Genomic DNA, 12,584 nt, shown 5'->3' with positions numbered 1-12,584 from the left:
TTCCAAGCGTGTGGGAGAGCTTCGAGTGGTGCGGCGCGCGACGCGGTCCGGGCCGCGCTCGCGTCCGGCCGGAGGCCGCTGCCGCGACCCCCAACCCTACCGTGGATACTCCACCTGCCCGAACCCGGCCGGACGCGAACGCCTCTCACCCGGTGAAGCCGTCGGCGTCGACGGTGACCTCCTTGACCGCGCCGGACGAGCCCGCCGCGCCGAGGTCCCGCCCGTCGACGGACACGCGGAGCGCTCCGGCGTGGCCGACCCGCAGCGTCAGGGTGTCGTCGGAGACGTACTCCTGGCTCTGGCCCGCCAGCAGGAATCCGGTGAACAGGTCCGTGCCGTCGGTGTCGGTGACCTTGAGCCAGGTCCGGTCCGAGGCGGCGACCCCGACCGTGAACTCGGTGGGCGGCTCCAGCGCGGGCACGTCGGCCACCGAGGCGTGCGCGGCCCCGCCGCCGTCCTGCGCGGGGCCGACCACGCTGCCGGACTCGACGGCCGAACGCAGCGGGAGCTCGCCCTCCCATCCCTGCCAGGCCCGGACTCCGACGAAGACCGCGAGGACGAGGATGACGCCGACGACCGCCCACGGCCAGTGCCGGCGGACGGCTTCGGCCGGGCGCCGACGGGTGCGGTCGGCGGCCCGGGTCCCCGGACGCGGGCGCTCGGCGTCCCGGGACGCGGTCCGGACCCCGGTCGCGGTCTCCGCCGCGGCCGTCCGCTCCCGGTACTGGGCGCTGTGCCGGCCCACGCGCGGGGCCGGCACGCCGCCGCTCGGTGCCTTCCCCTGCTGCGCCTTCCCCTGCTGTGCCTTCCCCCGCTGTGCCTTCCCGCGCGGCGCTCTCCCCCGCACCGGTCGGTCCACGTGGCGACGGCGCTCGAAGTGGCCCCAGCGCTCGGCGGCGTCGGCGGGGTCCTCTCCGTCGTCGCCGACCCGCAGCGGCCCGGCCATGGTGTCGTCGTCGGAGCCTCGGGCGGCCGCGCGCGCCGCGGCGATCGCCCGGGCGGCCTCGGGGGCGGCCGCCGGGTGGCGCTGGAGCGGGACGAAGGCGAGCTTGGCCTTGTCGGCGTGGTCGCGTTCGTACTCCGCCAGGAGCGGATCCGGGTCCAGTCCCAGGGCCCGGCAGATGCCCCGGATGTGTCCGCGGGCGTAGAAGTCCCCTCCGCAGGGGACGAAGTCCTCCGCTTCGATGCCCTTGAGGACCCGTTCCCGGATGCGTGTACGGGTGCTGAGGTCCGCGACCGTGTAGCCCGCCGCGATGCGTGCGGCGGCCAGAGTGTGGCCGATCGTCGCCATGCGCACTCCCTCCACGACTGTCTGTGAGTGGCGGAGTCCACTCTGCCCTGCCGTCCGCGTCCACGCAGGCCACCACGCCCCATGCGGCGTCCAAGATCGTTCCAAATCGGGCAGGGTCCGTCCGCGGCCCCGGTCGCGGACGGAAGGGACGTGTGGAACGGGTGGGGAGGAGGGCCGTCAGCCCCGGATCTCGGTGAGCACCCCGGGCAGTTCGTCCGGGGAGACGAGCACGTCGCGGGCCTTGGAGCCCTCGCTGGGGCCGACGACGTCGCGGCTCTCCATGAGGTCCATCAGGCGGCCCGCCTTGGCGAAGCCCACGCGCAGCTTGCGCTGGAGCATCGACGTGGACCCGAACTGGGTGGTGACGACCAGCTCGACGGCCTGCAGCAGCAGGTCGAGGTCGTCGCCGATGTCCTCGTCGATCTCCTTCTTCTTGGTCTCGGGCGCCGCGACGTCCTCGCGGTAGCTGGGCTCGGACTGCTTCTTGCAGTGGTCGACGATCCCCCGGATCTCCTTCTCCGAGACCCAGGCGTTCTGCAGCCGGATGGGCTTGCCCGCGCCCATGGGCAGGAACAGCGCGTCGCCCTTGCCCACCAGCTTCTCCGCGCCGGGCTGGTCGAGGATGACGCGGCTGTCGGAGAGGCTGGAGGTGGCGAAGGCCAGCCGGGAGGGCACGTTGGCCTTGATCAGACCGGTGACGACGTCGACGCTCGGCCGCTGGGTGGCGAGTACGAGGTGGATGCCGGCGGCGCGGGCGAGCTGGGTGATGCGCACGACGGCGTCCTCGACGTCGCGCGGGGCGACCATCATCAGGTCGGCGAGCTCGTCCACGATCACCAGCAGGTAGGGGTAGGGCTCGTACACGCGCTCGCTGCCGGGCGGCGTGGTGAGCTCGCCCTTGCGCACGGCCGCGTTGAAGTCGTCGACGTGCCTGTAGCCGGAGGCGGCCAGGTCGTCGTAGCGCCGGTCCATCTCCCCCACGACCCACTGCAGGGCCTCCGCGGCCCGCTTGGGGTTGGTGATGATGGGGGTGATCAGGTGCGGGATGCCCTCGTACATGGTCAGCTCGACCCGCTTGGGGTCGACCAGGATCATCCGCACCTCGTCGGGCGTGGAGCGCATCATCAGCGAGGTGATGAGCCCGTTGATGCAGGTCGACTTGCCGGCACCGGTCGCGCCGGCCACCAGCACGTGCGGCATCTTGGCGAGGTTGGCCACGACGTTGGAGCCCTCGACGTCCTTGCCCAGTCCCACCAGCATCGGGTGGTCGTCGGAGGTCGCCGCCGGGGAGCCCAGCACGTCGCCCAGGCTGACGATGTCCTTGTCGGTGTTGGGGATCTCCACCCCGATGGCGGACTTGCCCGGGATCGGCGACTGGATGCGCACGTCGGCGCTCTTGACGGCCAGGGAGATGTTCTTGGCCAGCGCGGTGACCTTCTCGACCTTGACCGCGGGACCCAGCTCGATCTCGTAGCGGGTCACCGTCGGCCCCCGGGTGAATCCGGTGACCTCGGCGTCGAGCTTGAACTGGGTGAGCACGCCCGAGAGTGCGGCCACCACGTCGTCGTTGGCCTTGGTACGCGGCTTGGACGGGCTGCCCGGCTTGAGCATGCTCGCCACGGGCAGCTCGTAGTCGCCCTCCACCACGCGGGAGGGGATGGACAGCTGTTCCGTGGCCCCGGGCGCCGGCGTGGGGTCGGGGGCCGGGTCCTTGGCCTTGGCGCGGCCCTTCCCCCGCCTGCCCGCGGTGGCCTCGGCCGCCTCCCCGTCGTCGGTGAGGGCCGGGGCGACCGGTTCGGGCTCGTCCGGCAGCACGGGGCTGTCGTAGGGGCGCTCGTGGTCGCCCGCCACCGACTCCTCGGCGCTCGCGGAGGCCTTGCGCCGCGGTTTGGCGGCCTTCTTCCTCTTGCCGGTGTCGGCCCCCAGGATGCCGATCCCCGCGTCGGGCCCGGTGTCGCGTTCCAGGAGCGCCCCGAACAGGGCCTGGAGGCGTTCGGGAATGCGGCGGATGGGGGTCGCGGTGACCACGAGGACGCCGAAGAGCAGTACCAGGACCAGGAGCAGGCCGGTGAGCCAGGGGGTGATGACAGCGCTGAGGGGGCCCGAGGCGACGAAGCCGATGAGGCCGCCCGACTTCTGCAGCGCCTCCATCCCCTCCGAGGGCTGCGGGATGCCGTGGCCGATGTGGATGAGTCCGAGCAGGCCGAGCATGATCGAACTGAAGCCGATGAACAGCCGACCCGCGTCGCCCTCCCTGCCGCCGGCGGGGGTGCGCATCAGCTTGACGGCGATGGGCAGGAACAGCAGCGGCAGGATCGGTGAGAAGGTGCCGAAGGTGCCCTCGACGGCCAGGCGCGTGTAGGCCAGCAGCGGGCCCTCGCTCTGCCACCACACGGCTCCGGCCACGAGGATGCCCGCGGCGAGGAGGATGAGCCCGGCGCCGTCCCTGCGCAGATCGGGGTCCAGGTCGCGGGCGCTGCGGCCGACCGCGCGGGCGGCACCGCCCACGGTGTGCGCGATCAGCTTCCACAGGACCAGCAGGAACTGCCCGAACATGGTGACCGCGAAGGCGATCGGACCGTCGGGCATACGCTTCTTCGCCGCTGGTCTGCGCGACGCGGGCTTCTTGCGTCCGGAACCGCCGGAGGAGGCACGCGCGGGCATCGGGGGTCACCTCCACCGTACTGACGATCACTGGGCCCGGGCAGGACGGCCCGCCACGGCGAGCAGCCTACTCAGGTGTCCAGCCTCGCCGCGCGCATCCGCCCCGGCGTGTCGCGCCGCGGGCGCACAACGGTGCCGGGGAGCCGCCCGGCCCGGGGAACGCGTCCCGGGCCGGGCGGCCGTGGTGTCGCCTCCCGGTCAGACCTCGACGAGGACCGGGATGATCATGGGACGACGGCGGTAGGTGTCGTTGACCCACCGGCCCGTGCTGCGGCGGATGAGCTGCCGCAGCTGGTGCGGGTCGTTGACCCCGTCCCGCGCCGCCTTGTCCAGGGAGTCCTGGATCTTGTCGATGACGTCGTCGTAGGCGGTGGCGCCGATGCCCGCGCCCCGGGTGTGGATCTCGGGGTCGCCGAGGATCTTGCCCGTGTTCGAGTCCACGGCCACGACCACGGAGATGAAGCCCTCCTCGCCGAGGATGCGGCGGTCCTTCAGCGAGGCCTCGGTCACGTCGCCCACCGACGCGCCGTCCACGTACACGTAGCCGGCCTGGACGGCGCCGACGATCTTGGCCCGGCCCTTGTAGAGGTCGACGACGACGCCGTCCTCGGCGATGACGACCCTGTCGCCGGGCACGCCGCTGAGCTTGGCCAGGTCGGCGTGGGCGCGCATGTGCCGCCACTCGCCGTGCACCGGCAGGAAGTTGCGCGGACGCACCATGTTGAGCACGTACAGCAGCTCGCCGGCCGACGCGTGCCCGGACACGTGCACCAGCGCGTTGCCCTTGTGCACGATGTTGGCGCCCCAGCGGGTCAGGCCGTTGATCACCCGGTTGACGGAGTTCTCGTTGCCGGGGATCAGCGAGGACGCGAGCAGGATCGTGTCGCCCTCCTCGATCCTGATCTGGTGGTCCCGGTTGGCCATCCGGCTGAGCGCGGCCATCGGCTCGCCCTGGGACCCGGTGCACACCATGAGCACCTCGTCGGGAGGCAGCCTGTCGAGCTGCTTGACGTCGATGACGGTGTCGCCGGGGATGCTGAGGTAGCCGAGGTCGCGCGCGATGTTCATGTTGCGGACCATGGAGCGGCCCACGAACGCGATCTTGCGGCCGTGCCGGACCGCCGCGTCGATGACCTGCTGGACGCGGTGCACGTGGGAGGCGAAGCACGCCACCACGACACGCTTCTCCGACTGCCGGAAGACCTTGTCGATGGCGTCGTTGAGGTTGCGCTCGCTCACCACGAAGCCGGGCTGCTCGGCGTTGGTGGAGTCCGACAGCAGCAGGTCCACGCCCTCGTCGCCGAACCGGGCGAAGCCGCCCAGGTCGGTCAGGCGGCCGTCCAGCGGCAGCTGGTCCATCTTGAAGTCGCCGGTGTGCAGCAGCGACCCTGCCGGGGTGCGCATGCCGATGGCCAGCGCGTCCGGGATGGAGTGGTTGACCGCGAAGAACTCCAGGTCGAACGGGCCGAAGTCGTGGCGCTCGCCCTCCTCCACCTGGACCGTCACGGGCTTGATGCGGTGCTCGCCGAGCTTGGCCGTGATGAGGGCGAGCGTGAGCTTGGAGCCGACGATCGGGATGTCGGGGCGCTCGCGCAGCAGGAACGGCACGCCGCCGATGTGGTCCTCGTGCCCGTGGGTGAGCACGACGGCCTCGATGTCGTCGAGACGGTCCCGGATGTAGTCGAAGTCCGGCAGGATCAGGTCGACGCCGGGCTGCTCCTCCTCGGGGAAGAGCACACCGCAGTCGATGACGAGCAGGCGTCCGTCGTACTCGAACACCGTCATGTTGCGGCCGATCTCGCCGAGACCGCCCAGCGGGACGATGCGCAGCGCGCCCTTGCCCAGCGGCGGGGGCGGACCGAGTTCGGGGTGGGGATGGCTCATACGGATCCCTCCGCCAGACGCTCGACATGGACGGCACTGGCCGGGACGGCCTGGTGCGGGGCGAGCCCGATGGGACCCTTGACGCCGGCCGCGGCGAGGTCCTCGCGCAGGAGGGCCTGGAGCTCGGCGGAGGCGTCGGCCAGCGGGGTGCGGACCGGGCCGGAGGGCAGGCCGAACAGGTTGAGCACGGCCTTGGTGGTGATGACGCCCTGGGTCCGGAACATGCCCGTGTACACGGGCGTCAGACGGCGGTGGATGGCCAGCGCCTGGCTGACCTCGCCCGACTCGTAGACGTCGATCATCTCGCGCAGGTCGCTGCCGACGATGTGGCCGACGACGCTGACGAACCCGGCCGCGCCCACCGAGAGCAGCGGCAGGTTCAGGATGTCGGTGCCGCAGTAGTAGGCCAGGTCGGTGCGCTCCATGACCCAGGAGCTGGCGCCGACGTTGTCCTTGGCGTCCTTGTTCGCCACGATGCGCGGGTGCTCGGCCAGGCGGACCAGGGTCTCGGAGGCGATCGGCGTTCCGGTGCGGTGCGGGATGTCGTAGAGCATGACCGGCAGGCCGGTGCTGTCCGCGATGGTCGTGAAGTGCCGGATCAGGCCTTCCTGCGGCGGCTTGTTGTAGTAGGGGGTGACGGCCAGCAGACCGTGCGCACCCGCCTTCTCCGCGGCCTTGGCCAGCTTGATGCTGTGACGGGTGTCGTTGGTGCCGACACCGGCGACGACGGTGGCGCGGTCGCCGACCGCTTCCAGGACCGCCCGGAGCAGGTTGTCCTTCTCCTCGTCGCTGGTGGTGGGCGACTCACCGGTGGTGCCGCTGATCACGAGGCCGTCGTTGTGCTGCTCGTCGACCAGGTAGGTGGCCAGTCTCCCGGCGCCCTCGTAGTCGATCTCACCGTCCTCCAGCATCGGAGTGACCATCGCGGTCAGCATCTTGCCGAATGGGCGGTTCTTGGGGTTCGTCATGTTCGTCATCGCTTGTGAAAGGCTGTGGGACCGCGCCGCGCGGTGCGGCGGGCCCTCGGACGCCCCCTCCTCCTCTCCGTGTTCTGTGTCCTCACGTGGACGCCCGTGCGGGAGTGTCCGCGCACGGGTGGGCGGAAATGCGTGTCCGCCACCGCGATCGGCCGTACCGGCGGGTACCCGGATCGCGGGAAAGTCTGTTGTGCTCCGGCTGTGGGAGCGCTCGGGACTGAGCCCGGTTCGGCCGCCGTCCTCGTTGGTCGAGGTGGACGGGCCAGGGGTGTGAACCTACCCTCCCCGGGCCCCCGCCACGCGCGGGCCCGGGGACCGCGCGGGTCAGGGAGCGGTGGATACGGGGAAGGGAACGGTCAGTCGTCGTTCTTGTCCGGGAGGAACATGCTGAAGACCCAGCTGACGATCGAGATGACCAGCGCGCCCCAGAAGGCAGGCCAGAATCCCTCGATGTGGAAGGGCAGGTCGAACAGACCCGCGATCCAGTTCGTGAGCAGGAGCAGCAACGCGTTGACGACCAGGCCGATGAGGCCGAGCGTCAGCGCGTAGAACAGGCACCCGACCGCTTTGACGATCGGTTTGATGATCGCGTTGACCACGCCGAAGATCACACCGACGGCGAGGTAGACCATGATCTGCCCGGCCGTGTCCTGGGTCGTGACGTCGATCCCGTCGATCAGGAAGACAGCCGCCCAAAGGGCGAGCGCGTTCACGATAACTCTGATAATGAGGCTCACAACCTAGATGTTCCCATGCCCGCGCAAGGCCCGGGAACTCCGACCCAGATGATCTTGTCACGGGACGCGCCCGCGGTGCGTGCCCGGAGGAGGCAGAACGTGTCAGTAGCCCAGTTCGTCCGTCCAGCCCGCGCCGCCGATGTGGACACCGTCGTGGACGTCCAGGTGGCCTCGTGGCGGGCGGTGTACGGGACGCTGCTTCCGGACGAGGTGGTCGAGGGCCTCGGAGGGGACGAGGCCAGGGAGCAGTTCCGGAGCCAGTGGAGCGCCGCCCTGGAGTCGCCGCCCACGTCCCGCCACCGCCTGGTGGTGGCCACCGACGAGGAGGGCGGCACTCGGGTGGTGACGGGGTTCGCCGCCTTCGGACCGGCGGGTGATCCCGACCTGTGGCCCGCCAAGGACGCGGAGGTCTTCGCCCTGCACGTGGACCCGGACCGGGTCCGTCAGGGGCACGGCAGCCGGCTGGTGAACGCGTGCGTGGACACCCTGGTGGAGGCCGGGTTCGCGACGGTGCACGTGTGGGTGCCCGAGCAGGAGAACGCGCTGCGGTCCTTCTTCGAGGCGTCGGGATGGCGCCCGGACGGTGCGCGCCGGGAGATCGACATGGGCCGCCTCCTGCCGATGGTGCGCCTGCACGCGGCCGTGTCCGCCTAGGTCGGACGCGGACGCCCGGGCGCCGTGGCCCGGAGCAGGCACTACCGTGAGGGGGTTGGTACCGGTGCGTCCAGGTGCGCCGTAGTCGAGAGTGAAGGGACCGTCGCGTGGCCACGGTCGGTGAATGGGTCTCTGGGGTGCGCCCCCGCACGCTGCCGAATTCGATCGTCCCCGTGGCGGTGGGTTCGGCGCTCGCCTTCGCCCTGGAGGGGTTCGTGTGGTGGAAGGCCCTCCTGGCCATGGCGGTGGCCCTGGCGCTCCAGGTGGGTGTGAACTTCGCCAACGACTACAGCGACGGTGTCAAGGGCACCGACACCGCGGAGCGGACCGGGCCGGTCCGGCTGACCGCGACGGGGCTGGCACCGCCCCGGCAGGTCCTCACCGCCGCGCTGGGCTCCTTCGCCTTCGCGGGCGCGGTCGGGCTGGTACTGGTGGCGACGTCCTCGTGGTGGCTGCTGCTGGTGGGGGCCGCCGCGATCGCGGCGGCCTGGTACTACACCGGTGGCCGCACCCCGTACGGGTACCGGGGCCTGGGCGAGGTGTCGGTGTTCGTGTTCTTCGGCCTGGTCGCGGTGGTGGGCACGGTGTTCGTGCAGCTGGGAACCGCGCCGTGGCAGGCGTGGGTGGCGGCGGTGCCGGTGGGGCTGCTGTCCTGTTCGGTCCTGGTGATCAACAACCTGCGGGACATCCCGACCGACCGTGAGACGGGCAAGATCACCCTGGCCGTGCGGCTGGGCGAGGCGGGCACCCGCCGCCTGTTCGCGGGGGGCCTCACCCTGGCCTACGTGGTGGCGCTGTCCCTGACACCGGTGTTCTGGTGGACGCCGCTGGTCCTGCTGTCCGTACCGCTGGCCGTGCCCCCGGTCCGCCGGGTGCTGGGCGGACAGGTCGGCCGCGACCTGGTCCTGGGGCTGGGCGAGACGGGCAAGCTGCAACTGGCCTTCGGCGCCCTGTTCTCCCTGGGCCTGCTCCTGGGCTGAGCCGGGCGGTGTGGCCCGCGTGAGGGGCGGTACGGCTGTGACGGCCGACGACCGTTCGTGAGAGCGCGGACGCCGACGGCCGCCGACGCCGGTGGCGCACGGAGAAGGGGACCCTCCCGAGGGGGTCCCCTGGCCGCGACGGGGTGCCCTCAGAGGTCGAGCAGGGCGTCCAGGCCCACGGTGAGGGGGTCGGGAAGGTCGGCGACCCCGCGCACGCCCAGCAGGACGCCGGGCATGAAGGACGTGCGGTTCATCGAGTCGTGCCGGATCTTGAGCGTCTCGCCGTCGGTGCCGAACACGACCTCCTGGTGGGCGATCAGCCCGGCGATGCGCAGCGAGTGCACGCGCACTCCGTCCACGTCGGCACCGCGGGCACCGGGGATCTCGGAGGTGGTGGCGTCGGGCATCGGCGCGGTCCCGGCCTCGCGGCGGGCCCCGGCGACCAGCTCGGCGGTGTGGAACGCGGTACCGCTGGGGGCGTCGGCCTTGTTCGGGTGGTGCAGCTCGATGATCTCCGCGGAGTCGAAGTACGGCGCGGCCTTGCGCGCGAAGTGCATCATCAGCACGGCGGCGACGCCGAAGTTCGGGGCGATGAGCACCTTGGACCCGGGCTCGGCGGCCTGCATGGCGCGCACGCGCTCCAGCTTGGCGTCGTCGAAACCGCTCGTCCCGACGACGGCGTGGATCCCGTGGCCGATGAGCCACTCCAGGTTGTCCATCACCACGTCCGGGTGCGTGAAGTCGACGACGTAGTCGGCTCCCAGCACCGCCGAGCGGTCGTCGGCGCTGTCCACGCCCGCGACGAGTTCCATGTCGTCGGCGGCCTGAACCGCGTTGACGACCTCTGACCCCATGCGCCCATCGGCGCCGAAAACTCCTACCTTGAACACGGCACGAGCGTACCGGAGCCGGTGGTGCCCTTCGGCGCGGCGCCGCGACGCCGCCCGTGCCCGTGGCCGTGGCCGCTCACCGGGCGGTGGCGAGCGTGAGCGCGAAGTCGCCGGCGGGGTCGGTCCACCAGTGGGTGAGCTCGAAGCCCGCTTCGCCGAGCTCGGCCGAGAGCCCCTCGCGGCGGAACTTCGCGGAGACCTCGGTGCGCATCTCCTCGCCCGCCGCGAAGTCGACGGCCAGGTCGAGGTCGGCCACTCGCACGTGCTGGTCGCTCCGGGCGCGCAGACGCATCTCGATCCACTCGCGCTCGGCGTCCCAGCGGGCGACGTGGTCGAAGGCCGCGGGGTCGAAGTCGGCGCCCAGCCGGTGGTTGATCACGCTGAGCACGTTGCGGTTGAAGGCGGCGGTGACGCCCTGGGCGTCGTCGTAGGCGGCCACGAGGCGGTCGGGGTCCTTGACCAGGTCGGCGCCGAGCAGCAGGGAGTCGCCGGTGACCAGGGCCGCGCGGATGTCGCGCAGGAAGGCGGCCCGCGGCCCGGGTTCCTGGTTGCCGATGGTCGATCCCAGGACGGCGAGGATCTGGCGGCCGCCGTCCTCGCTCACGGGCAGCAGGCCGAGGTGCTCCTCGAAGTCGCCGACGACGGCGTGGACGTCGATCCGGGGGTAGTCGTCGGCCAGCCGGGTGGCGGAGGCGGCGAGGAAGTCGCCGCTGACGTCGACGGGGACGAACCGGCTCAGGCGGCCGTGGCGGCGCATGGCGTCCAGCAGCAGGCGGGTCTTGATCCCGGAACCGGACCCGAGCTCGATGAGCGCCTCGGCGTCGGCCGCGTCGGCGATCTCGTCGGCCCGCAGCTCCAGGATCGCGCGCTCGGCGCGGGTCGGGTAGTACTCCGGCAGCGCGGTGATCTCCTCGAACAGGGCGCTGCCGTACTCGTCGTAGAACCACTTGGGCGGGAGCTGCTTGGGCCGTGCGGTCAGACCCGCCGCGACGTCGCTGCGCAGCGCCTTGTCGAGGTCGTCTGCCGTCAGATTTCGGTCGATTCGGAACATGGCGTCCTACCTTCTTTCTCGGGTCTGAACTGGTCATTCGTAAGATCGGTTAGCCCAGGGGCTCTGGGTATGGCTGTCATGGCGTAGCCGCTCGATGGCTCAGGAGACTTGGCCGCCCAGAGCCCCGCGACGACCCGACCGCCCATTGGGAGATGCGACCAGATCGCTGTGTAGGACAACGCCGGCGCGGTCGTCTGCAGGGAACCCGACACCGCGACGAACTGGCGGAGGTGACCGTGCCCCACATCTGGGCCGGAGTGGACATCGGCAAACAACACCACCACTGCGTGGTCATCAACGACCAGGGCGAGCGGCTGCTCTCGCGCCGCGTGGCCAACGACGAAGCCGACCTGATCGACCTGATCGGCGACGTCCTGGCCCTGGACTCCGACCCCCTGTGGGCCGTGGACCTCAACCACGGCGGAGCGGCCCTGCTCATCAGCTTGCTCCTGGCCCACGGCCAACCCGTGGCCTACTTGACCGGCCTGGCCGTGCACCGCGCCTCGGCCACCTACCGGGGCGAGGGCAAGACCGACGCCAAGGACGCGTTCGTCATCGCCGACCAGGCCCGCGTCCGCCGCGACACGGGCCTGCTGCGGCCCGGCGACGAGATCGCCGTGGACCTGCGCATCCTGACCGGCCGCCGCACCGACCTGGTGGCCGACCGAACACGACAGATCAACCGGTTGCGCGCCCAACTGCTGGAGATCTTCCCCGCCCTGGAACGAGCCCTGGACCCGGCCAACAAGGGCCCGGCTGTGCTGCTGGCCGGCTACCAGACCCCGGCCGCCATCCGCCGCCTGGGTGCCAAACGGTTGGAGACCTGGCTGCGGGCACGCGGGGTCAAGGGCGCGACCGCTCTGGCCCGGACCGCGGTCGAAGCCGCCCAGGCCCAACGCACCGCGCTTGCCGGGGAGAAGACGGCTGCGGCGATGGTGGCCCGCCTGGCCGAGGGGGTGATGGCCCTCAACACCGAGATCTCCCAGACCGACGCCCTCATCGAGGCCCGGTTTCGCGAGCATCCGCACGCCGGGGTGATCACCACCCTGCCCGGCATGGGCTCCCTCCTGGGAGCGGAGTTCATCGCCGCCACCGGCGGCGACATGGCCGTGTTCGGCACCGGTGACCGCCTGGCTGGCTTCGCGGGTCTGGCCCCGGCACCCCGCGACTCGGGTCGCGTCAGCGGCAACCTGCGAAGACCCCGCCGCTACCATCGTGGGCTCTTGCGGGCCTTCTACCTGTCCTCCCTGGTGAGCCTGAGGGCGTGCCCGGCCTCGAAGGCCTACTACGACCGCAAGCGAGCCGAGGGCAAGGGGCACAAGCAAGCTCTGTTGGCGCTCTCGCGCCGCCGGGTCAACGTCCTGTGGGCCATGCTCCGTGACGGATCGCCCTACCAAGGTTCACCCCCGGTGACCTTGGCGGCTTGACAACTTCATTGGGAAGTCTCCTGTGTCCC

At 71.4% G+C, this 12,584-nt stretch carries 10 protein-coding genes; 3 read left to right on the top strand and 7 right to left on the bottom strand.

What is annotated here, in order from left to right; genetic code table 11:
• Window positions 1-145 precede the first annotated feature (145 nt).
• From M1P99_RS19215 to M1P99_RS19195, 5 genes are all read right to left on the bottom strand, one after another.
• Window positions 146-1,291, bottom strand: coding sequence for a helix-turn-helix domain-containing protein (locus M1P99_RS19215; protein WP_304453985.1), 1,146 nt, complete (start codon window positions 1,289-1,291; stop codon window positions 146-148).
• Window positions 1,292-1,468: 177 nt separating this feature from the next.
• Window positions 1,469-3,955, bottom strand: a complete 2,487-nt coding sequence (locus tag M1P99_RS19210; protein WP_304453984.1) for a DNA translocase FtsK — start codon at window positions 3,953-3,955, stop codon at window positions 1,469-1,471.
• Between the two features lie 198 nt (window positions 3,956-4,153).
• A complete protein-coding gene (locus M1P99_RS19205; protein ID WP_304453983.1) occupies window positions 4,154-5,839 on the bottom strand; it encodes a ribonuclease J in 1,686 nt (561 codons plus the stop codon).
• On the bottom strand, window positions 5,836-6,807 hold the full coding sequence (gene dapA / locus M1P99_RS19200; protein WP_304455752.1) for a 4-hydroxy-tetrahydrodipicolinate synthase: 972 nt from the start codon (window positions 6,805-6,807) through the stop codon (window positions 5,836-5,838). Before dapA ends, M1P99_RS19205 begins: the two co-directional genes overlap by 4 nt.
• Before the next feature lie 365 nt (window positions 6,808-7,172).
• Window positions 7,173-7,553, bottom strand: coding sequence for a phage holin family protein (locus M1P99_RS19195; RefSeq protein WP_304453982.1), 381 nt, complete (start codon window positions 7,551-7,553; stop codon window positions 7,173-7,175).
• Between the two features lie 99 nt (window positions 7,554-7,652).
• Here M1P99_RS19195 and M1P99_RS19190 point away from each other — a divergent pair, with 99 nt between their 5' ends.
• Window positions 7,653-8,207, top strand: a complete 555-nt coding sequence (locus M1P99_RS19190) for an N-acetyltransferase (RefSeq protein WP_304453981.1) — start codon at window positions 7,653-7,655, stop codon at window positions 8,205-8,207.
• A 107-nt stretch (window positions 8,208-8,314) separates the two neighbouring features.
• Complete coding sequence (locus M1P99_RS19185) at window positions 8,315-9,187, top strand: 1,4-dihydroxy-2-naphthoate polyprenyltransferase (RefSeq protein ID WP_304453980.1); 873 nt, start codon at window positions 8,315-8,317, stop codon at window positions 9,185-9,187.
• 149 nt (window positions 9,188-9,336) lie between these two features.
• Here M1P99_RS19185 and dapB read toward each other — a convergent pair whose 3' ends face one another.
• Together dapB and egtD are read right to left on the bottom strand one after the other, a co-directional pair.
• The gene (gene dapB, locus M1P99_RS19180; protein WP_304453979.1) at window positions 9,337-10,077 is read right to left on the bottom strand and encodes a 4-hydroxy-tetrahydrodipicolinate reductase; all 741 of its coding nucleotides are present in this window, start codon (window positions 10,075-10,077) and stop codon (window positions 9,337-9,339) included.
• A gap of 76 nt (window positions 10,078-10,153) precedes the next feature.
• A complete protein-coding gene (gene egtD, locus M1P99_RS19175; RefSeq protein ID WP_304453978.1) occupies window positions 10,154-11,128 on the bottom strand; it encodes an L-histidine N(alpha)-methyltransferase in 975 nt (324 codons plus the stop codon).
• Window positions 11,129-11,358: 230 nt separating this feature from the next.
• Here egtD and M1P99_RS19170 point away from each other — a divergent pair, with 230 nt between their 5' ends.
• Window positions 11,359-12,555: an IS110 family transposase gene (locus tag M1P99_RS19170; RefSeq protein WP_304452594.1), complete on the top strand. Its 1,197-nt coding sequence runs from the start codon at window positions 11,359-11,361 to the stop codon at window positions 12,553-12,555.
• Window positions 12,556-12,584 lie beyond the last annotated feature (29 nt).

The sequence above is a fragment of the Nocardiopsis sp. YSL2 genome (assembly GCF_030555055.1).
Lineage (GTDB): Bacteria > Actinomycetota > Actinomycetes > Streptosporangiales > Streptosporangiaceae > Nocardiopsis.
This window is presented reverse-complemented; position numbering and strand designations above follow the sequence as displayed.